The sequence below is a fragment of the Mycobacterium sp. NGS40 genome, assembly GCF_059812735.1.
The window spans coordinates 17,322-39,315 of sequence record NZ_JCALDG010000035.1 but is presented as its reverse complement, the minus strand read 5'-3'; the positions used below and the strand labels follow the sequence as shown (position 1 = coordinate 39,315).

11 protein-coding genes are annotated in these 21,994 nt (G+C 65.1%); 4 read left to right on the top strand and 7 right to left on the bottom strand.

Translation table 11 applies throughout. From position 1 onward, the window contains the following. The 5 genes from AC5Y5O_RS29290 to AC5Y5O_RS29270 all read right to left on the bottom strand — a co-directional run. The coding region (locus AC5Y5O_RS29290) for an ATP-binding protein (RefSeq protein ID WP_500028517.1) at positions 1 to 864 on the bottom strand (864 nt) is incomplete at its 3' end. Between the two features lie 12 nt (positions 865 to 876). After that, entirely contained in the window at positions 877 to 2,229 is a 1,353-nt protein-coding gene (locus tag AC5Y5O_RS29285; RefSeq protein WP_096283355.1) for an arylsulfatase, read from the bottom strand. A 56-nt stretch (positions 2,230 to 2,285) separates the two neighbouring features. Then, positions 2,286 to 2,990, bottom strand: a complete 705-nt coding sequence (locus AC5Y5O_RS29280) for a GntR family transcriptional regulator (protein WP_500028519.1) — start codon at positions 2,988 to 2,990, stop codon at positions 2,286 to 2,288. Positions 2,991 to 3,223: 233 nt separating this feature from the next. Continuing rightward, positions 3,224 to 4,102 carry a formylglycine-generating enzyme family protein gene (locus tag AC5Y5O_RS29275; RefSeq protein ID WP_096283351.1) on the bottom strand — a complete coding sequence of 293 codons (879 nt, stop codon included), beginning with the start codon at positions 4,100 to 4,102 and terminating at the stop codon, positions 3,224 to 3,226. Positions 4,103 to 4,206: 104 nt separating this feature from the next. Further along, complete coding sequence (locus AC5Y5O_RS29270) at positions 4,207 to 5,199, bottom strand: glycoside hydrolase family 6 protein (protein ID WP_423790844.1); 993 nt, start codon at positions 5,197 to 5,199, stop codon at positions 4,207 to 4,209. 165 nt (positions 5,200 to 5,364) lie between these two features. On the opposite strand from AC5Y5O_RS29270, the gene AC5Y5O_RS29265 reads away from it, so the two are divergent. From AC5Y5O_RS29265 to AC5Y5O_RS29250, 4 genes are all read left to right on the top strand, one after another. Continuing rightward, the gene (locus AC5Y5O_RS29265; RefSeq protein WP_096283347.1) at positions 5,365 to 5,751 is read left to right on the top strand and encodes a hypothetical protein; all 387 of its coding nucleotides are present in this window, start codon (positions 5,365 to 5,367) and stop codon (positions 5,749 to 5,751) included. Between the two features lie 254 nt (positions 5,752 to 6,005). Next, the gene (locus AC5Y5O_RS29260; RefSeq protein ID WP_096283345.1) at positions 6,006 to 7,169 is read left to right on the top strand and encodes a patatin-like phospholipase family protein; all 1,164 of its coding nucleotides are present in this window, start codon (positions 6,006 to 6,008) and stop codon (positions 7,167 to 7,169) included. Beyond that, complete coding sequence (locus tag AC5Y5O_RS29255) at positions 7,166 to 9,097, top strand: S8 family peptidase (RefSeq protein ID WP_096283343.1); 1,932 nt, start codon at positions 7,166 to 7,168, stop codon at positions 9,095 to 9,097. The genes AC5Y5O_RS29260 and AC5Y5O_RS29255 overlap by 4 nt, the downstream gene beginning before the upstream one ends. Before the next feature lie 11 nt (positions 9,098 to 9,108). Beyond that, positions 9,109 to 10,380, top strand: coding sequence for a ComEC/Rec2 family competence protein (locus AC5Y5O_RS29250; protein WP_096283341.1), 1,272 nt, complete (start codon positions 9,109 to 9,111; stop codon positions 10,378 to 10,380). Between the two features lie 8 nt (positions 10,381 to 10,388). Here the strand turns inward: AC5Y5O_RS29250 and AC5Y5O_RS29245 are convergent, their stop codons facing one another. Both AC5Y5O_RS29245 and AC5Y5O_RS29240 read right to left on the bottom strand, forming a co-directional pair. Then, positions 10,389 to 11,243: an acyl-CoA thioesterase gene (locus tag AC5Y5O_RS29245; protein WP_096283339.1), complete on the bottom strand. Its 855-nt coding sequence runs from the start codon at positions 11,241 to 11,243 to the stop codon at positions 10,389 to 10,391. A 49-nt stretch (positions 11,244 to 11,292) separates the two neighbouring features. Next, entirely contained in the window at positions 11,293 to 21,552 is a 10,260-nt protein-coding gene (locus AC5Y5O_RS29240) for an amino acid adenylation domain-containing protein (protein ID WP_500028514.1), read from the bottom strand. Positions 21,553 to 21,994 lie beyond the last annotated feature (442 nt).

The window sequence follows — 21,994 nt, the reverse complement described above, 5'->3', positions numbered from 1 at the left end:
CGTGCCGCCCTCGTGGGTGTTGATCGTATTGGCAAAGGTGTGCACCGACTCGGAATAGCCCTCGTTCCACTGCATCGCCACTTCTACTTGACGCCCCGGTTCTCCTCCGGAGAATTCGATGATGCTCTGCTGAATCGGGACTTTGGTGCGGTTGATATGGGTGATGTAGTCGACCAGGCCGCCCGGATAGTGAAATCTACGCGTGTGTGCTGAGTCGGTCTCGATCGCGCTGGACCGTTGGTCCGTCAATGTCAGCATTAGCCCCTTATTGAGGAAGGCCATTTCTTGTAATCGTCGGGCCACCGTTTCGGCACTGTAGAGCGTGGTCTCGAAAATCTCGGGGTCGGCCCAGAACCGCACTGTGGTACCGGTCTGCGCTGTCACCACTCCACGGGTCAAGGTGCCGGGAACGGAATGGTCGTAATGTTGCGACCATCGGTAACCGTCGCGGCAGATCTCGACCTCGAGCCGAGTGGATAGAGCGTTGACGACGGAGACCCCGACACCGTGTAGTCCACCGGAAACGCTGTAAGAGTCCGAGTCGAACTTGCCGCCCGCGTGCAACTGGGTCATCACCACGTCGACGGTTGGGATTCCGGTCGCGTGCATCTCGACCGGAATCCCACGCCCGTCATCGGTCACCTCGACACCGCCGTCGGGTCGCAGCGTGACCTCGACGCGCCGGGCATGGCCCGCCATGGCTTCGTCGACGCCGTTGTCGACGACCTCCCAGATCAGGTGGTGCAGGCCTCGTTCGCCGGTGGAACCGATGTACATTCCCGGCCTCTTGCGAACGACATCAAGGCCTTCCAGAATCGTGATCGATTCCGCACCATAGTCTTTCGGGGTGCCCTTGCCGGTCATCCGTCGACTCGCCTAGTCGTTGCGGGCCGGTACGAAGTCGATCGGTGCGCCCGCAGGGATCAGCTGCTCGGTCTGCGCGCTCTCCTCGAAGTTACGGATGAGACGGCGGGCGTGCTGCATGACCCACCACCGGACGAAGGTTTGGTTGACCGCCTCGCGTTCCTTCGGGTCTTCGAGAAGATTGATAATGCGGGCGAAGCCGAGCGGGATCTCGGGATCGTGAAAATGCTGTTGGCGTTTGAAGCTGATCTTGAACTGAGACCATTTGACCGCGTGGAGCTCTTCGTTGAGCCACACCATGCAACCTTCTCGGCCGGATTCCTCAGCGCCGCCGAAGAATTCGCGTTGATCAATACCGTCGATGATGCGGTCGTCCGGAATTTCACATCCAGCCCAGCGCAGCAGCGTCGGGAACATGTCGGTGACGTGCACCATCTCGTTGCTCTCCCGGACCGCGACGTTGTCCGGCCAGCGGATCAGGCACGGAGTGCGGATGCCGCCTTCGGCGGAGCTGAAGTACGAACCGTCGAAGAAGCCCGCGGTACCCCGGCCCAGCAGATGATCTTCCGGGCCGTTGTCTCCGGCGAAAACAACGATCGTGTTGTCGGCGATGCCCAATTCCGTCAGCGTATCGAGGATGCTGCCGAAGTCGTGGTCGAGCATCAGCAGCGAGTCGCCCCACTCGCCGTTGCTGCTCTTGCCCTTGAACTCCTCGCGCACCACCATCGGGAAGTGCATCAGCGAGTGGTTGTGGTACAGGTAGAACGGCTTGCCGGCCTCGACGCTGCGCTTCATGAAAGTCTTTGCCCGGCGGTCATATTCGGCGTCGACCTCGCCCTTGAGTTTGACCGTCAACTGCTGATCGGTGGTGCGCACACCGTCCTGCTTGGTGCCGTCGTACATGTAAGAGTAGCCATCGCGATCGCCGTCGTACCAAGGATCATCCGGCCACAGGCACTCGTCGTAGGTGCGCGCCGGTCCGTACCATTCGTCGAATCCGTGGTCGGTGGGCCAGCGGCCGTCCTCGGCACCGATGTGCCATTTGCCGTAACAGGCAGTGGCATAGCCGGCCTCAGACAGGATGTCACCCATGGTGCGCTCCCAGGCCACGATCCCGCCGTCGTTGCCGCCCAGGGCGATGGTGTGATTGCCCGAACGGATCGGGTAGCGGCCCGTCATCAGCGCCGATCGCGTGGGTGTGCACTGGGGTTCGACGACGAAGTGCGACAGTTTCAGTGCTTCGGCGGCGAAGGCGTCGATGCGGGCGGTATCGGCGCCGCGCAACATCCCACCGCCGTAGCAGCCGAGTTCGCCCAGACCGAGATTGTCGACGTGGAAATATACGATGTTGGGTTGTTTGGGCATGGCTGTGCTACCTCTCAATCGGGTAAAGCGTTGTCGTGGTGAGGAACTGGCGCTGACTACAGTGGCGGCGGTGCATCCTCTCGCGCGGCGGTGGTGACCAGCGAGCATCTGTCACCCCGATAGCGCACGGTTTCCAAGTCGAACGGCGTGCCGTCGCGCAGATGGGTCAGGCGATGCAGCAGCAGCAGGGGCGCCCCGGTGCGGATCTGCAGGAGCTTGGCGGTATTTGGGTCGGCCGCAACGGATTCGACGGTGATCTCGGCCCAACCCAGACGCACCCCCAGTTCCTGCTCGATGAGCGCAAAAACATCTTGCTTGTCGAGGTTGGCATCCATCGGAATGGCTCCGACTCGAAGTGAGGTGGTATCCAGTGACAACGGCAGACCGCCGACGGAACGGAGCCGTTCGATGAACAGAATCGGAGCGTTCTCCGGCAACTGAAGTTTGGCTGCCACAAACGGGGTGGCGGTGGCTTCGCGCACCGAGAGCACTTCGTTGTCCACCGGAAGCCGGTGCCCGGCCAGCGATTCGGCCAGGCCCTCCAGGCGGTCGAGGTGCTGGCGCAGTTTTGCGCCGGTAACGAATGTGCCCGAGCCCTGCACCCGGGTGATCAGCCCTTCGCCGCGCAGCAGTTCCAGAGCTTCACGGATGGCGTTGCGGCTGACCCCGAGTTCGGCGGCGAGTTCGGACTCCGACGGCAATGGCGGTCGCGCAGCAGCCAATCCGCCGTAGACGCCTTCGAGGATCTGACTGCGCAACACGTCGCGAACCCACCGTGCAGCATCGGCGCGCGTTCCGGCGTACTCCCGGGTGACAGGACGGGGAAAGTCCTTGGGAGGAACGTGCGGGCGCCGTGGCATGAGCTCACTGTGCCACCAAACACTCGGGCGGCGGTTAGCGGAATGTTACGCCAGTTGTCACCGTGTTAAGCCCTAGGCCAGGTCATATGAGGCGGCGTTTGCAACATTGTTTCGCCACCGACTGGACCGTGCTGTCAGCCGGCGATACAACGGAATCCGATGTGCGTGGTCGCGCTGTCCTGCGATTGCGACGAGCGCGCTGCCGGGCGGTAGCGGTGGCAGTACTCGGGCGCGCAAAGATGAGAACCACCCTTGAGCGTCTGCATGACCGACGGATCACCGGTCGCGGACGTCGGACAGCAGCTCGGTGAGGCGTTTTTCGGATCGTGGCCCGCGCTGTAGCGAGTGGTGGTCCATTCCCAGACGTTGCCGATCATGTCGACCAGCCCAAAAGCGTTGGGCGCGAACGTCCCCACCGGGGAGGTACCCGCCCAGCCTCGGGCGCCGTGGTTGAGGTAGGGGAATCTGCCCTGCCAGGTATTCGCCATGAGTTGATCGCCGGGAGCGACCTCGTCGCCCCATGCGTAGGTCGACACGGCGCTGGCCCGCGCTGCGTACTCCCACTGCGCTTCGCTGGGAAGCCGACGTCCCGCCCAGCTCGCATACGCGGCGGCGTCGGGGTAAGCCACCTGCACCACGGGGTGCTGGAGCCGATCGCCGATCGTCGATCCCGGCCCGAAAGGGTGCCGCCAGCAGGCGCCGGGCACCCATGTCCACCATTGCCGCCAGGCACGCAGATCGACCGGTCCCGAGGTTGGTGTGAAGACGAGCGCACCCGCGACCAACTCCTCGGGCGGCACCCCCGGGAAGGCAGCCGGGTCCAAGGCACGCTCGGCGACAGTGACATAGCCTGTTGCCGCAGCGAATTCGTCGAACTGTGCATTGGTCACCGGATGACGCTCGATCGAAAAAGGCCCGACTGTCACTGTGTGCGCGGGCGACTCCTCCGGGTAGAAATCGTTGGACCCCATCAGGAAGTCCCCGCCGGGAAGGTCGATCAACTCGGTGAGCATCACGCCAGGCTATGCGTTCCGCCACCCGTCCGACGGATACCGCGGCCTCTCGATGTCCGCTGGCGGGGGTGAAGCCGAGGCGGTCTGCGCCGTTGGGCGCTCGGCTACAGGCCTGCCTTGCTGGCCATATCGATGGCGTACTGGTTCACGAAGGTGCCCGCCGGCGGATCGCCCTTGCCGCATGATCCGTCGGATTCGCCGGGACGCTTGATCCACAAGTAAGCGTCGGCATGCGCGCCGGCGGTCGAGGCGGTGGGCTGGGTGCCCAGCGCCCGACCACTGGGGTTGCACCAGTTGAGCTCGGAGTCGGGCGCCGGACCGGCGCCGTTGCGTGACGTGTCGATCACGTAGTGCGAACCATTCGTGAGCCCCGAAATCGCCTCGCCGTAACCGATTTCGTCATCCGTGGTGAAGAAGTTCGCCGTGTTGACGCTGAAGCCTCGCGCGTGACCGACACCGGCCTGGTTGAGTCGGGCGGCCATGTCCTCGGCGCTGTGCCAACGCAGGTGACCCGCATCAACATAGACGGCCGCATTCGGGTCGCGGGTGAGCGTGTCGACGGCGTAGCGGATCAAGTCGAAACGTTCCTGGCGTGCGTCACCCGACAGGCAGTCGGCCATCGCGAGCGCATCGGGTTCGACGACGATGGCCACCCGCGAGGCGCCGATGCCGGAAGCGATGCCGTCGATCCAGCCGCGGTAGTCGGCGCCCGACCCGAGACCGCCCGCGGCGAAGCTGCCGCAGTCGCGGTGCGGAATCCCGTAGATCGACAAAACGGGGATGGCGCCGGCCGCATTCGCGTCGCCGACGTACTTCCCCACCGTGCCCGCCGAGCCCCCCGGGACGATCCAGTACGCCTGCGGCGTGTTGGCCACGGCGGTCAGCTGGGGACTGGGCGGGTTCGCCGCCTGCGCCGCGCGCATGGCCGCCGACGTGGGGTTGACGTAGAACGGCGCACCGGCCAGCGGGTTTCCGTCGGATGCCAAGCGTATCGTCGGCGCCGGAACGGCCTGCGACGAAACGCCTAGCCAGGCGACGGTCGCAACGGTCAGGACGGGGGCAATCCACCGCGCAAGAGCGCCAGCAGCTGAGGAGATCACCCAGGAAAATTAGCGTGCCACGACGTGGAGGGCGAATCCCGGGGGCCGGTTGCCGTCGGCTCAGTGCGCATGCGCCTACCCACGCGTTGCCCGGCGGCTGGATCTGACAACAATGGGGACTGCGTCACCCGATCACTCAAAAGTCCCCGGCGAGGAGTAGGGATGTCAACCCGTGCGCTTGCACTGATCATCGGAATCGCTCGTACCGGCGGCGGATTGACCGGCTATTTTTGGCCGGGCGCCTTCGCCCGGCACGGGCAGGTCTCCGGTGCTGGAGACAACGCCGATTCTCGGTACGTGACTCGTTTGTTCGGCGCGCGCGACATGGTCATCGGGGTCGCAACGGTGGCGGGGCCGGCGAGGCGCACCGCGCTTTGGATGGGTGCGGTATGTGATGCCCTGGATGCGGCGTCGGCATGGACCGCGCGCGGGGAGGGCAAGAACGTCGGATGGTTCCGGGTCGCTACCGCACTGCCGGCGCTGTTTGCGCTGGGCGGGGCCCTTGCGGGGATCCGCCCGCTCGCCGAGCGGCGTGACGCGCTGGGCTGATTGCCGACAATCGGTAGAAGCTGGTTCGGGTTCACTACTTCTCGATAGCCCGCGACGTACGCGGTGATACAAGTCGAGTAGCCGACTACTCGTGCGCGAGCGCGGCCATCCGCCCTAGCGTCATCAGTGCCACGACGAACCACACCAATTGCGTCACTTCACTTCTGGAAGTGAAGCCGCCGCGGATCTTCTTGTGTCGCGCGATTCTGTGTTCCGCGACAGCTCGTTATCAGTCGAGGAAACGGGAAGTCGAAATGAGCAGCACGACATTGGACGAATTGATCACCCCGGTCCGGCAATTGGCGGACGACCGAGATCGGCAACCGGAGAAGGGCCTGGCGCTTTGCCTGTCCGGCGGCGGCTACCGCGCGATGGTCTTCCACGTCGGCGTGCTCTGGCGGCTCAACGAGGTCGGCCTGCTGCCGAAGCTCGACCGCATCTCCAGCGTCTCGGGCGGCTCGATCACCGCCGGCGTTCTGGCGAAGAACTGGCAGCAGCTGGCCTGGGACACCCAGCAGGTCGCCAGTAACTTCGACGAACAGTTCGTCAGGCCCGTGCGCAAGATGAGTGAAACCGCGGTCGACGTCAAGGCGGTCCTCGAAGGAATGCTGCCGTTCGGTGATTCCGCCGCCGGCCGCGTCGCGGCAGCCTATCGCAAGCACCTCTTCGGTGACACCAGCCTGCAACAGCTACCCGATAACCCGCGGTTCATCTTCAATTCGACCAACCTGGAGTCCGGGGTGCTGTTGCGGTTCAGCAAGCCCTATCTCGCCGACTATCGCGTCGGCCGGATCATGAATCCTGACATACCGCTGGCGGTCGCGGTCGCCGCGTCGTCGGCCTTTCCGCCTGTGCTGTCGCCGTGCACGCTGCACCTCAAGGGCCAGACCTGGATCGACGAACAAGGCAACACACTGACCGAGCCCGGCTTCCGGGACGAGATCAAGCTGACCGACGGCGGCGTATACGACAACCTCGGTCTGGAAACCGCGTGGAAGCGATACACGTCGATCATCGTCAGCGACGCCGGCGGCGAAGTCGCCGCCGACGAAGATCCTCCGACGGATCCGCTGCGGCAGACAGCTCGAGTACTCGACCTCATCCACAACCAAGCCCTTGCGATGCGCAAACGCCAGGTGATCGGCTCGTTCAAATCCGGTCTGCGACAAGGCATGTACATCGGCATCCGTAGTCAGGTCGCGAAATACGGCGGGGCGGTGCTGCCGGCCAATCCCGATCGCACCCGCGAACTCGCCGAGGTGACAACTCGGCTGGCGCCGCTCTCCGACACCCATCAGGAACGGCTTATCAACTGGGGCTATGTCATCTGCGATGCCGGGCTGCGAACTCACCTGTCCAGTGAACTCACCGATCCCGCGAAGACCGAACTGCCCTATCCGAACGAGGCGTTGACATGAACGGGGAAAACTCGATCTCCCGAAAGTTGGTCGATTACATCCTGGTCGGCGCCGGCTCGAGCCGCCGACACCTGCAGGGCTCACCGATCTTGGGTGACGTGTGGACCGCGTACGTGCAAGACCTGAGCAAGCCCGTCGACCTGTTGATCACGTCATACAAGGGCAGCTCGTCCAATGCCCTGGCCGCCGAAATCTTCAAACGCCTGCAAGGGATCCGTCGCGGTGTCGCCCACGACGACGACCCGAGGGTCGCGCCGGTGCAGAACTATGTAGCCGCCCGGTTGTACTTCGACGAAGTGATCCGGGTCCTGATCCCGATGACGAAGTGGTGGCTCGATCCGAAGACCCGCAACGAGATCAACGCGTGGATGAATTCCGATAAGTCCGACGGCGCAGGCGGATCCGACAAGATTGCCCAGACGGTCGCCGATGTGCGGGTGTTGGTCGACGCATGGAACAAGGGTCCCCAGAACCTCGACGAATTGTTCAAGGATCCCGCGGTGGGGATTCGCAGTCGGCGCACGGCGTTTGAGCGCTTCGTCGCGTTATGCGCCCTGGTCTCGATGGTGCAGCGGCCGCCCGAGGAGACGGACCGTGAGCCGATGGCGCAGGCCGCGTTGACGAAAGTCCAGAAGAGAAAGCAGGGCCTGTTGGTCGACACCAGCAACGATGACTTGCGCGAGCTCGTGGTCGGCCTGATCTCCACGGAGATGTCCCCGGCCGAGGAGGCGAAGGTCTGGCAGATTTCGCGCAACCGCCCGGCATCCACGGCGATCATGAAGTCGGTGCCGGCAGTGAAGGCCGACGCGGCCCGCCGGCTGTTCGAACTCGACTGCAGCGCAATCAACTGGGCGGTAGTCGATTCCGGGATCGACACGCATCACAACGCGTTCGGTGAGCATCCGGTCCGCAAGACATACGATTTCACCTACTATCGCGAGGTCGTCAATCTCAGCAATGTCGACGACGTCGTTCGTAAATGCAATCTTGAGGCGATCGAGACTGCGCGGAAGGACAGCCCGCTGCCGTCGAATGCGGACCGCAAGCTGAAACAGATCGCCAAGGCCGCCTGCGAAGGTCAGCCGATGCGGTATGACCTCATCGCGCAGTTCCTGAACCTCGGCGATGACGACACACCGCCACCACCGCCGACCAGCGAACACGGCACTCATGTCGCCGGCATCATCGCGGCCGCGGTCGACGAAACCGGCGGAAATCTCGTCACCGGCATGTGCCCGGGGATCGGTCTCTACGACTTGCGCATCATCGGATCCGACAAACAGGACACCGAGTTGGCGGTGATCGCAGCGTTGCAGTTTGTCCGGCACACCAATGAATTGGCGGGCGACCTGCAGATCCAGGGTGTGAACATGAGCCTGTCGATCGAGCACGACGTGCGCAATTACGCATGCGGGGCGACCCCGGTCTGCCTGGAAGCCGAACGACTCATCGACAGCGGTGTGGTCGTCGTCGCGGCGGCCGGTAACTTCGGTTACCAGAACATCGTGGTCAACGACCAGCCGTTCAACAACTACCTCGCTTTCAGCATCACCGACCCCGGCAATGCAGAGCGTGTCATCACGGTCGGATCCACCCACCACTACAAACCGTTCACCTACGGCGTGAGCTACTTCTCCAGCCGCGGGCCCACCGGTGACGGACGACCGAAACCCGACCTCGTCGCTCCCGGTGAGCGCATCTATTCCCCAGTGCTGGACAATGATTGGGGCTATCTGGACGGCACCAGCATGGCCGCACCGCACGTCAGCGGCGCCGCGGCGCTACTGATGGCGCGCTATCCAGAACTCGTCGGACGTCCAGACAAGATCAAGAAGATTCTCTGCGACACCGCGACCGATCTCGGACGGGAGCGCACCTTTCAGGGTCACGGCTTACTCGACGTCCTTCGTGCATTACAGAGTCAATGAGGTGAATTCACATGGCCAACAACGTTTTCAGTCTCGAAATCCTCCCCGCCAAGAAAGGCGACTGCCTAATGCTTCGGTACGGGCCAAAGGCGAACAAGAAGCAGAAGCTGGCGCTGATCGACGGAGGCCCTAGCGGTGTCTACACCAACTACCTCGAGCCGCGTCTGAAGCAGCTGCGCGACGAAAAAGGTGTGCCCGCGGGCGAGCCGATGACACTGGACTGGGTGATGCTCAGCCATGTGGACGACGACCACGCCAACGGGCTGGTGCGACTGACGGAGGAGCTCAGGGCGCTGCCGGTCAACAGGTTCGTCAAACCACGGCGGCTGATACACAACACCTTTGACAAGATCATCGGCAATGACGCCGCCGAGCTGAAGAAGGCCACCTCGAACGGGTATGGAACGGCATCGCTAACCGGGGATATCCCGGTCGACCTGGTGCCCGACGACGCGAAGGTCGACGCCGACACGTTCAACGACGCGCTGATGGTGCTCGCAGGAATCGAGCAGGGCATCGACCTGGCCGGCAATGCCGAGGTGCTGCAGATAGAGGTAAACGATGGAGCAGGCGGGTTGATCGTCGCCAAAGTTGGCGGCAAGGCGATCGACATGGGCGACGGCCTGACGCTGAACGTCATCGGACCGATGCTGCCCGAAGTCGAGGCGCTACAAGAAGCACACCGAAAGTGGTTGGAGGAGCAGCAAAAACACCCGAAGCCGCCGGCGGCCGCACTGGCGGCCTACGTCGACAAGTCGGTGCCCAATCTGTCCAGCATCGTGGTGCTCGCCGAATTCGGCGGGAAGACGATCCTGTTCACCGGCGATGCCCGCGGCGACAAGATCCTCGAGGGAATGAAACTCGTCGGACTGGGTGACAGCTTGCACGTCGATGTCTTGAAGGGGCAACATCACGGTAGCGAAAACAACTACACGCAAGACTATTTCAAGAGCATCACCGCCGACCGCTACGTGTTCTCCGGAAACGGGCAACACGGAAACCCCGAGCGCGAAACGCTGGACATGCTGCGCACGGCGCGGCCGGGCGAGGACTACGAGATCTACCTGACCTACGAGATCGCCGACATCGACGAGCTCCGACAGGCGGACTGGGAGATCAAGCAGCAACGGGCGCGGCGAACCCGCAATCCCCTGCCTGACTGGTCACCTGCCAAGCAGGGTCTGGTGGCGTTCTTCGAGAAGTACCCGGACATGGCGGCCAGGGTCGTGCCACTCGCGGGCGACGTACCCCGACACCGCATCGATCTGCTGGGCACGCCGTAAGCGACCGGTCAGGCGGCTCGGCCGAAGTACAGCTCTTGGGTTGCGACGCAGACCAATTGGCCCCGGCGGTTGTACATTGTCGACGTCGTCAGCCCCCGGCCCGCGACACCGCTGGTCGATACCTGATCCGAGAGGACCCAGTCAGTAAGGTCGACCGGCCGGTGAAACCACAGTGCGTGGTCGATGAGAGCGTTGAAGGTGCTGACCGGCGTGGCCCGCCGCATGACGAGTGCCGGCTCGACCATCGTGGTTCCGGAAAGGTAGGTCAGCAGGCAGCTGTGCAGCACCTCGTCGTCGGGCACAGATCCGTTGGCGCGCCACCACATTCGCAGGCGTGGCGACGGCTCGGCCGAGTCGATGGCAAGGCGCGGCGGGGGGTCGACGTAGCGCAGCTCGAAGGGTCGAGGTGCGACCCAAAGTCCGTCCAGTTCGTCCGCATGGGCCGCCAACTGCTGCTGCATCGGCGCCAGCGATTCGGGGTCGGCGACGTCGGGCATCGGCTGCTGGTAGTCGAGTGACTCGAACGGCACATTGAAGGACGCGAGCGCTTCGAGCAGGATCTGGCCGTCCTGGCGGGCCGTGATCTTGCGAGTGGACAGCGTGCCGCCGTCCCGTGCCACGTCGACGTGCAGGTCGACCGGGTTGCGGGCATCACCGGCTCGCACGTAGTAGACATGCACGCTGTGTGCCGCGCGGCCCGGCGTAGTGAGGCTCGCCGCCATCAGCGCCTGGGCGGCGATGTGGCCCCCCACGATGTGATGGTCCGGGTTGTCCAGCTGGGTGGCGACGAAGTGGTGGTCGTCAGCGCGGGCAACGTTGAGCGTGTCGATGACATCGGCAAGGGTGGGCCAGTCGTAACTCACTCGGGGATCTTGTCATCCGCCGCACCGGTGCAGCGCCCGGCGGTCAGGATTACTCCTCCACGTCTCCCGTCATGGCTACCAGTACGCGCCGGAATCGCTCGACCAGCTTTTCGATCGCGGTCGCGGTGAACACGTGCGTATCGAATTCGACGCGTAGACCGATTTCGTGGCCTGGCACTGCTTGCACTGACAGTGGGTAGTGGTTGAATTCGCGGTTGGTAAAGCCACTTATCTGCAACCCATCGACGGCCATCAACCCGGCAGTGTCGATTGGGTAGTTCTCGTACACGAACATGGTGTCGAATAATTGCTGGTGCCCCGCTACATGGTGGATCTCGTTCAGCGGTAAGTGTTGATGCTCAAGCGTTTTCGTGTAAGCGCTTTGCAGCTGTGCAAGCAGGTCGGCGATGGTGGTCTCCGCGCCGATGGTCGCCCGCACTCCGACGGTGTTGATCAGCAGGCCCACCATGGACTCGGCGCCGGCCAGATCGCTCGGCCGTCCCGACACCGCCGTGCCGAATGCCACATCGGTTTGGCCGGTCAGCTTCATCAGCAGCTGCGCCCACGCGGCCTGCAGGACAGTGCTGACGGTCGTGTGGCACGAGCGCGCCAGCTCACCCAACGCCTTGGTGGTCTCCGCGGACACCTGGAATGACGCCGTACCGCGCGGACCGAGCGCGGGCCGACCCGGCGGTCCCACCAGGCTGGGAGTGTCGAACCCGTCGAAGACCTCGCGCCAGGCTGCCGCAGCGGCGGCTCGATCCCGTTCGGACAGCCACCTGACGAAGCCGCGATAGGACGGCGCCGCCGGCAACCGCACGCCGTGATAGGAGGCAAAGATTTCCCGCAGCAGGATCGGCTTCGACCACCCGTCGAGAACGATGTGGTGGTTGGTGAGCACGAACCGATACCGATCGGCTGCGGTGCGGATGACGGCAGCGCGAAACGGCGGTTGGCCGGCGAGGTCGCACACCGCGACGCGTTCGGCAGCACAGACCTGTTGGACCTGTTCCTCGATGTCCGCATCGACGGAGTTCAGCTCGACGTACTGCCAGGCCAGCACGGGATCGGCGGGGAGCACCTGCACCGGTTCGCCGAAGTCCTCGACGAAGCGCGCCACCACGTTCGGGTGGCGCGTGACCACCGCCCGCACCGCGTCGCGCAAGCGCTGCGGGTCGAGGGCACCGCTCACGGTGATATCGAGCTGCACCGCGTACAGGTCGTCACTGCTCTGTGTGCTGCCGGTGAGAAACAGCAGGCCCTGCTGCAACGGGGTCAACGGCAGCACGTCGCCGATCCGGTACTGCCTCGCCAGCTCGTCGATGTCGCGCTGGGCCAGCCGAGCCAGCGGGAAGTCGGACGGCGTCGCGCCGCCCCCTCCGCCGCGTACGTGCGCGCAAATTCCGGTCAGCGCGTCGAACCAAAGCTCGCTGAGCCGGCTGACCTGCTGGTCATCCAGCGCGGAGCGCGCCCAGGTCCAGTTCGCCTGCAGGTACGGGCCGGCTTCGGTCTCCATGGTGACGGCGTTGAGCTCCACGGTGTGCGCAAGCGGCATCTCCACTGCACCCACGGCGCCGGCCAGGGCGAAACTGCTCTCGCTGAGCCGCCACAACCCACCGGAGAGCTCGGCGGCACCACCCAGACGACCCAGGTAGTTGAACCCAATCGCGTGGTCAGACCAATCCGGATCGACATCAGCGGTCAGGTAGCGCAGCAGTCCGTAGGTCAGGCCGTCGGGCAGCGCCCGAAGCTGCTCTTTGGCGTCCTTGATGACGGCGCCCAGGGGGTCGTCCCCGGCGACCACCTGGCCCCAGGACAGGTCGCCGACCGTGAGGGCCACGGGGAATTTCGTGGTGAACCAGCCCACCGTGCGCGACAGGTCGACATGCGGGGCCAGCTCCTCTTGTCGCCCGTGGCCTTCCACATCGATGCCGATCGGGGCCCCAGTCCCCAAGAACTGCCGCCACGCCAGGCCAAACGCAATCAACAGAGTGTCTTGGACTCCGGCATGAAACGCCACCGGGACCTCACCCATCAATAGGCGGGTCGTCTCGACATCCAGCGACACCGACAACCGGCCGGCGCTGACGTAGGTGTCCGCTGGCTGTACCGGCGGCAGCGCGGCCGGGATCCCTGCCACCTGGTCCCACGCCTCGGCCGCAGCCATGACGTCCGCGCTCTGCGCATGCTCGGCCAAAAGGTACGACCATCGGGCAAACGACGTCCCGGGTGCCGGCAGCGTCACCGGCTGGCCACTGTGATGCTGGGGCCACGCAATGTTCAAGTCTTCCAATAGGATTCGCCACGACACACCATCGACGGCGAGGTGGTGGACGATCAACGCCAACTGCTTGGTCGACTCGGCCCACACCGTACGCACCACCGCCCCGGTGTGCGGGTCCAGGCGCGACCGGGCCGCCACCAGCGCGCCGGCCGACAGCTCGTCGACGGTGTCCATGCAGCCGGCGGCATCCACCGCCCCGGCTTCGGGCACCCACAACGACCAACCGCCGGTGCTGTCGTCGAGGCGCAACCGCAGCGCGGCATGCCGGTCCAGCAACGCCTGCAGGATCACCACCGCGTCGGCCTGCGTGGCATCCGCCGGCGCTTGCACCACGATCGTCTGGTTGAACTGCTCGACCGGGCCCTCGAGGTTTTGCAACCAGCGCATGATCGGGGTGGCGATCACCGGACCGGTGCCGTCGTCGACCACGTCGCCCTCGTCGTCGGCGATCACCGTGGCGACCTGCGCGAGCCGGGCCACCGTCTGTTCGACGAAAACGTCACGCGGACGGCACATTAGGCCCGCCATGCGGGCACGGGCCACGACTTGCATCGACAGGATGCTGTCGCCGCCCAGGTCGAAGAACGAGTCATCGACACCGATCCGGTCCACCCCCAACACCTGGGCGTAGATCGCGGCCAAGACTTCCTCGACCGCGCCGGATGGAGCCCGGTAATGGTCGACATCGGAGTATTCGGGTGCCGGCAGGGCGCGGATGTCGAGTTTGCCGTTGACCGTCAATGGCAGCGCCTTGAGCACCACGATCGCGGCCGGCACCAGGTAGGTCGGCAACCGATCACCCAATTGGGTGCGGAGCTCGGCCGGGTCGGCGGTTCCGGTGATGTAGCCCACCAGCCGCTTGTCGCCGGGACGGTCCTCGCGTGCGATCACCGCCACCTGATCGACGCCGTCCAGCTCTTGCAATGCCGCCTGGATCTCACCGAGCTCGATGCGATACCCGCGGATCTTGACCTGCTCGTCGGCACGCCCGACATAGCGCAGCTGACCGTCGGCACCCCAGCACACCAGGTCCCCGGTGCGATACATGCGCGCTCCGGGTTGTCCGAACGGACATGCCACAAACCGCCCCGCGCTCAGCCCAGGCCTGCGCACATACCCGGCGGCCAGCCCAGCACCGGCCACATACAGCTCGCCGACCACCCCGGCGGGCACCGGACGCAACCATGCGTCGAGCACAAAGAACGCAAGGTGCGCCAACGGCACTCCGATGGGGCTGGCGTTGCTGTCGACGTCATCGTCGGAGATCTCGCGCAACGAGGCATGCACCGTCGTTTCGGTGATGCCATACATATTGATCAGGCGCGGCAGTCCACGATGCTGGTTCACCCAGGTCTTCAGACGGTTCGGGTCAAGCGCCTCGCCACCGAACACGACCGTCTGCAACTTCAGTTGCTCTCCCGACTCCGGGGAGAGCACTTCGGCCGTCTGTAGCGCGTAAAACGCCGATGGTGTCTGGCTCAACACGCTGACCTGTTCACGAACCAGCAAGGCGTGCAACTCTTCTGGCGAGCGGACCACCGAGTCGGCCGCCATCACCAACCGCCCGCCAGACAACAGGCAACCGAAGATCTCCCACACCGAATAGTCGAACGCCAATGAATGGCACTGCGTCCACACCTGGCCCAGCGCCAACTCGGCGTCCAGTGATCCCAGTAGCCGCGTCACGTTGCAGTGCTGCACGGCAACACCTTTGGGCGCTCCGGTGGTACCCGAGGTGTAGATGACATAGGCGATGTCCTCGGCCGCCGGTGCAGGTGGCGCGGTATCGGGCTGGGCATGCACCGCGGGGTCGTCGATGACAATGATTGGTAGGTCCGTTCCGTCCAACCGAGTCCGCACGTCGGTGGTGGTGATCGCCGCGGCCGGCGCCGAGTCAGCCAGCACGAACTCGATCCGCGACGCGGGCACCGCCGGATCGATGGGCACATATGCCGCCCCGGCCTTGAGCACGGCCAGGATCGCCACCACCGCGTCGGGTGTCCGCTGAAGCAACACGGCCACCCGGGTACCCGGGCCCGCGCCATGCTGAATTAGCAAGTACGCCAATCGATTAGAAGATTCATCTACCTCGCGATAAGTCCACGACCGCTCTCCATAGCTGATCGCCACCGCCTCCGGGGCACGGATCGTCTGAGCGGCGAACAGTTCAGGAATCGAGACAGCGGACAACTCTGGCTCGGCCAGCATCGCCCGGTTGCCCCACTCGCCGAGGCGGTCGTGCTCAACCCGGTCGAGCAGATCGATCGACGACAGCGGCCGTGCGGGATCGGCGGTCATCGCCGTCAGCACCTTCTGCAGCCGGTCGATCAGCGTGTCGATGGCCGCACGGTCGAACACGTCCGTGTCGAATTCGACGCGAAGACTCAGTAGCGGGCCCGGCGTCGCCACCACCGACAGCGGATAGTGATTGAATTCGCGGCTGTCGAACTCGGTGACCGACAGGTCATGGGCGCCCATCAGGGCGGCGGCGTCGATCGGATAGTTCTCGTACACGATGAGCGTGTCGAACAGCTGATCGTGTCCGGTGGCGCGGTGGATGTCGGGTAGCGCCAGGTGCTCGTACTCGAGGGTGTCGTTGTGGAGGCGTTGCAGCTGGTCCAGCAGATCGGCGACAGTGGTCCTTGCGGTACTGGTCGCGCGCACCGGCACCGTGTTGATCATCAGTCCGACAATGGATTCCGAGCTGTTCAGCTCGCTCGGCCGACCCGAGACCGCGGTGCCGAACGCCACATCGTGCTGACCGGTCAGCCACATCAGCAGCTGCGCCCAGGCGCCCTGCAGCACCGTGTTCACAGTGGTGTGGCACGTACGGGCCAGCTCGGTCAGAGCCGCTGTGGTCTCGGCGGACACTTCGAAGGAGGCGACCTCGCGGAGTCCTGCTCGGCCGGGCGCACCCACCAGTGTCGGGATCTCGAAATCGGCCATCGCATCGCGCCAAACCCGTTGTGCAACAGCGCGGTCCTGTTCATACAGCCAAGTGACAAAGCTGCGGTACGACGGAGCCGCGGGCAGCCGTGCGCCGTAGTAGCTGCCGAACACCTCTCGCATCAGGACGGGCAGCGACCACCCATCGGCCACGATGTGGTGAATGGTGAGCACCAACCGGTAGTGGTCTGCCGCGGTGCGGATCAACGCCGTCCGGAACGTCGGCTTGTCCCCCAGGTCGCAGACCGCGGCTCGTTCCGCCGCGCACAGTCGCTCAATCTGCTCATCGGCGTGGCCGTCAATGGGGTCCAGTTCAATTTCCTGCCAGCCCATAACCGGGTTGGCCGGGATAATCTGCACCGGCTCACCGAAGTCTTCGCGAAATCGGGCCAACAGATTCGGATGCCGGTGAACGACCATCTGTACGGCCTCGCGCAGGCGGCCCGCATCGAGGTTGCCGGTGACCGTGACGCCGAGCTGCACGGTGTACAGGTCGTCCAGATCCGCCGCGAAGCTGGTGTGGAATAGCAGGCCCTGCTGCACGGGGGTCAGGGGCAGCACGTCCTGGACGTCGCCGCGGGAGCAGAGTTCGTCGAGCTGCTGCTGGGTGAGACGAGCGGGGGTGACGTCGGACGGAGTCAGCCCGCCCCCACCGGCTTTGACGTACGCGCAGATACCGGCCAAGGCCTCGAACCACAACCTGCTCAGCCGACGGACCTGCTCGTCATCCAGCACCGAGGGCGCCCACGTCCAGTTCGCCTGTACGTGCGGCCCAGCCTCGGTGTCTACGGTGCCGGCATTGAGTTCCACGGTGTGCGCAAGCGGCAGGGGCACTGCCGCGGCCACCGCCGCAACCGAGAGACTGTCCCCGTCGATCCGCCACAGGTCGCCGGGCAGGTCGGCACCGGCACCGGCACCGAGGCGGCCCAGGTAGTTGAACCCGATAGCCGGCGCGCACCCGCCGAGATCAACCTCGGAGTTCAGGTAGCGCAGCAGCCCGTAGGTCAGCGGGTCGGGCAGGGCCCGCAGCTGCTCCTTGGCGTCCTTGACCAGCGCGCCAAGAGCGGCCGTGCCCGCGGTCACCTGCCCCCACGGCAGGCCGCCGACCGTCAACGCGACCGGATATTCGGCGGTGAACCAGCCCACCGTGCGAGACAGGTCCACCTCGGGCGACAGCTCCTCGTGACGCCCGTGGCCCTCGACGTCGATACCGATCGGCGCATCCGCGCCGCTGCCGAGAAACTCCGCGAACGCCAGCCCGAAGGCGATCAGCAATATGTCGCCGATCCCGGTGCGAAGCGCCGCCGGCACCTCGCCCAGCAGCAGGCGGGTTGTCTCGACGTCCAGCGAGTCCGACAATTGGCCGGCGGTCTGATAGGTATCCGCAGGCCGCACCGCCGGCAGCGCGGCCGGTATCGCCGTCGCCTGTCGCCACGCCTGCGCCTGCGCCGCTACCTCGGCCCGGTGCGCATGCCCGGCCAGCAGCGCCGACCACCGCGCAAACGAGGTCCCGCCGGACGGCAATGTTACGGGCTGGCCAGCATGATGCTGCGCCCAGGCAATATTGAAGTCCTCCAACAGAATTCGCCACGAAACCCCGTCCACGGCCAGGTGATGAATGAGCAATGCCAGCTGGCCGGTGGCAGTCGCCCAGACCGCGCTCAGCATCAATCCCGCCGACGGGTTCAACCACGAGCGTGCCCGCACCACCGCCTCTTCCGACAGCACATCGACGGTATGCAGGCACGCCCTGGCATCGACCGCCCCGGCTTCGGGTGCCTCGAGCGACCAGTTGCCGGCGCCGTCATCGTCGATGCGCAGCCGCAAGGTGGCATGCCGATCGAGCAGCGCTTGCAACATCACCACCACGTCGGCGTCCGTCACCCCGGGCGGAGCGGAAACCACGACGGTCTGGTTGAATTCGTCGATCGGGCCGTTGATGCTCTGTAGTGCGCGGATGATCGGGGTGGCCATCACCGGGCCGACGCCCTCGTCGATGACGCGGGCCTCGCCGTCGGCGAGCGTCGCGACCCGGGCAAGTCGCCTTACCGTCTGTTCGACGAAAATGTCACGCGGACGGCACATCACGCCGGCCGCGCGTGCGCGGGCCACCACCTGCATCGACATGATGCTGTCGCCGCCGAGGTCGAAGAACGAGTCGTCGACCCCGACGCGCTCGACTCCGAGGACTTGGGCGTAGATGTCGGCCAAGATTCCCTCGATCGCGTCGGCCGGGGCACGGTACTCACCGACGGTGAATTCGGGTGCGGGCAAGGCGCGCTTGTCGAGTTTTCCGTTGAGCGTCAACGGAATTGCGGGCAACACCACAACCGCGGCGGGCACCATGTAGGCCGGGAGCCGATCGGCCAGCGTGGTGCGAATCTCGGTCGGGTCAGCGGTGCCGGTGATGTAACCCACCAGCCGCTTGTTGCCGGGGCGGTCCTCGCGAGCGATCACCGCCGCCTGGTCCACACCGTCGAGCGCGGCCAGGGCGACCTGGATTTCACCGAGTTCGATGCGGTAGCCGCGGATCTTGACCTGCTCGTCGGCGCGGCCCAGGTGCCGCAGCTGCCCGTCGGCGCCCCAGGACACCAGGTCGCCGGTGCGATACATGCGCGTCCCCGGCGGCCCGAACGGACACGCCACAAACCGCGACGCGGTCAGCCCGGCGCGCCGCACATATCCGAGGCCGACGCCGCGCCCGGCCAGGTAAAGATCGCCGACCACCCCGGCCGGCACCGGCTGCAACCACTTGTCCAGCACGAACATCGCCGCCCCCGGTATCGGCGACCCGATCGGCACCAGACCCTGACCCGGCGTCAGCGGCGTACTCATGGACGCACACACCGTCGCCTCGGTCGGACCGTAGGCATTGATCATCACCCGCCCGGGTGCCGCCCACCGATCTACCACGTCGGTCGGGCAGGCTTCTCCGCCCACCACCAACGCCGTCGACTCCAGGCCCTCCGGTGACAGCAGCGCCACTGACGACGGAATCTGAGCCAACAAGCTGACCCGCTCCGCGACCAGCAACGCGTGCAGATCGTCCGGGGACCCTGCCACCGACTCGGGCACCACCAGCAAGCGCCTGCCCCGCAGTAGCGCACCCCAGATATCCCACACCGACAGGTCGAAGGCCGAGGAGTAGCACTGCGCCCACACCCCACCCGGCGGCAGGCGCTCGTCGAGCGCCTCGATCAGCCACGTGACGTTGTGATGCGTGATGGCCACACCTTTGGGTGTCCCGCTGGTACCGGAGGTGTAGATCACGTACGCGACGTTTTCGGGCGCGGGCGTCGGAAGCGGGGTGCCGGGCTGGGCCCCGGTGGCGGGATCGTGCGCGTCGATGACCAGTAGGTCGGAATCGTGCAGTCGCGAACGCAGCTCGGCCGTGGTGATCAGCGCGCTCGGAGCGGCATCGGAAAGCATGAACTCAACCCGCGCCGACGCATGCCCCGGGTCGACCGGCAGATACGCCGCGCCGCTCTTGAGCACCGCCAACATCGCCACGATCGCGTCGGCACACCGGGGAAACAGCAGGGCCACACACTGTCCCGGGCCAATTCCTTGACCGGCCAGGAGATGCGCCATCCGGTTCGCGGCTTCGTCGAGTTCCCGATACGTCATGGAGCGGCCGTCGTAGGTCACCGCTACGGCCTCGGGGCTACGTGCCACGTGCTCGGCGAACACCAACGGGATCGACCCCGTCGCGGTCACCGGCTGGGTGAGCGCCGCGCGATGCGCCCACTCGTCGAGCCGGTCCTTGTCATCCCGGTCGAGGATGTCCAGCGCGGAGATCGGCCGCTGCGGATCGGCGGCCATCTCGATCAGCACCTGCTCCAGACGCGCTGCGAGGTAGGCGACGTCGAAACTCGAATACGGCTGCCCGAGGCCCGCCGTGCTGAGCGACAGAAAGTCGCTTGCCCCAATGAAGAAGAGGCCGAAGTGCTCGGCGGGCCCGTTGGCGGTATAGGTCGCGGTTGCCGGAGCGCCGTCGAGCTCCAGGGTCAATCGGGACGGGATGAAATTGATGCCCACCCTGTTCGCCGGCTGTCTGAGGCTGTGAAGGCCGCCCTCACCGTCGAGCTGGTGCACCGGAAAACGCTGATGCTTCAACAATTCCCGGATCTGGACGTCAACGTGCTGACAAAAATCGGCGACCGTTGTCTGTGGTGACGTCTGCAAGACCAACGGCACCACACCGGCGAGCATCCCGGGCAGCGTCTTCGACTCGGGACGCACCCGCCGGCTGACCGGAAAATCCAGCGCCACCTCCGAAGCGCTGCCCGACCACGCGTGCACCACGAGCGCGGACGCCGCCGTGATGACCGAATAGCGGCGGATGCGCAGCTTTTTGGCCAGCTCTTGCATCCGGCCGACGGCGGTCGCATCGAACTGAACCGACGCCGACGGCGAACACGGATCGCGGTCGGCGTCAATTTGACCGATCTGGTAGTCCTGCCCGCCCTCCGGGGGAATGTTCCTGTCCCAGTAAGCCTTGTCTTCCAGATAGTCGCTGGATGCTTCGTATCCCGACTCGAGATCAACCAGATCCTGCGCCGAACCGAAATAGGCTGGGGGAATAGGCTTTCCGGTGGCCATCGCCGAGTAGACGGTTGCCACCCGACGCGACATCAGCGCCATGCCCAAACCGTCCAGAACAATGTGGTGACAGCAACCGAACAAATAGAATTCATCGCTCTGCGTCTGGAACAGGACGAATTTGAGTAGTTGTCCGTTCAGCGCCATCGGCGTGCGCTGGATGGCCGAAGCCCTCCGCCGAACTTCCGCCACCGGATCGGGGGCGCCGAGGAGATCATGGAATTCGAGCTCGACATGCGGGTCCTCGATCGGCTTTTGGGCCACCCGGCCGTCGATCTCGAAGAATGAGACACGGCTCGGTTCGGCCTCCGCCACCGTCTGGCGGATCGCTCGCTCAAGCAGATCGCGGTCTATCACACCGTCGATCTTCACCAACAGACCAAGTTGCCAGTCCGTGCCGGCATCACCCGACTCCTGCGAGAGCCAGATGTCTAGTTGTCCACGGGTCAGCGGCAGCGCGAGGCCATCACGTCCCATCGACTCCCCCAAGACTTAACCCACTCGCCCCCAAACCCCGAGTGACCGATGATCAAAATCCTGCCTCGCCGCCGGCCTGTCGCGCAGAGCTTCGGCCGAATGTCCGGTCATTCTGTCGTAAGTGGTCGCGGCACCCACGCGACTGGCATTCAGATACACCATCCGACACGGGTTCAAACCCGGGCGAAAGCCGATGACCGTTCCTTGAACCCGACTTAGGCGCAGGATACCCGTTTCTGATCGCCGACCTGCAGATCCGCTGGTCGAAGCGGAAGTAGCGAATTTATTGGGACCGGGTGGGCGACGACACCGCATCGCCCGAGAGCTTGGCACCTTACCGGGAGCCACCGCGTCGCCGCGTATCGGCTCATTCGCCAACATACGGCGCGGCCCCGGACTAAGCTCGGATTGAATTCGGGGGATTCACGGTATGCGACGCAGC